At 45.5% G+C, this 728-nt stretch carries 1 protein-coding gene; it reads left to right on the top strand.

Going from position 1 to position 728, the window contains the following annotated elements:
• Positions 1–93 precede the first annotated feature (93 nt).
• Positions 94–600 (top strand): restriction endonuclease subunit S, encoded by a 507-nt coding sequence (locus tag CKO27_RS23995; protein WP_338116185.1) that lies wholly within the window; start codon positions 94–96, stop codon positions 598–600.
• Positions 601–728: the final 128 nt, after the last annotated feature.

Raw genomic sequence — 728 nt, 5'->3', positions numbered from 1 at the left:
CGTGATGATGAAACGTCGCAACTTGTCACCTGCCGGGTGAGCCCTAGAATGGGCGTATTTTACCTCCATCCTCTTGTTATGTAACGGGAATTCTTGGAAGACGGTTCATTCAGTTCACGGAACCAGGTTCTTGGTAATTACTTGACGTTAATTCGAAATGGGGTAAATGTAAAACAAGATGATACCGGGCAAGGGTGGCCAGTGACACGCATTGAAACTATTTGGAATGGCGATATTGATGCTAGGCGCGTAAAATGGACAGTTCCGGATGAAAAACTAGAAGAGAAGTTTTTTCTTAAACAAGGGGATATATTGTTTAGTCATATTAATAGCCCTGAGCATATCGCTAAGACGGCTATATATCGAGGCTCACCTTATCCATTAATACATGGAATAAACCTTCTTCGGTTGCGAGCTTTGGATAATACAATCAATCCTTATTGGCTTGAAATTTATTTAAAGACACCTTTTTCTAGAGAGTATTTCAGAAGCAGGTGCAAAAAAGCAGTCAATCAAGCTAGCCTGAATCAATCGGACATAAACTCTCTTCCTATTATTGTCCCTCCAATATCGGGTCAGGACGGAATGGCACTAAGATAAGCCCAACCTGCTGAAACGCATGAGAAAGGCTGGCGGTGGTGGTAGGCTGAGAGTGGCCAAACCCAACTGCCCACCCGTGGAGCCAGCCCCCATGCATCCTCGTCAGCGCGCCGCGCAGCGGCAACGAC

It is taken from the genome of Thiocystis violacea (genome assembly GCF_016583575.1).
GTDB lineage: Bacteria > Pseudomonadota > Gammaproteobacteria > Chromatiales > Chromatiaceae > Thiocystis > Thiocystis violacea.
The sequence above is the reverse complement of the archived record's forward strand: the minus strand, read 5'-3'. Positions and strand labels throughout refer to the sequence as shown.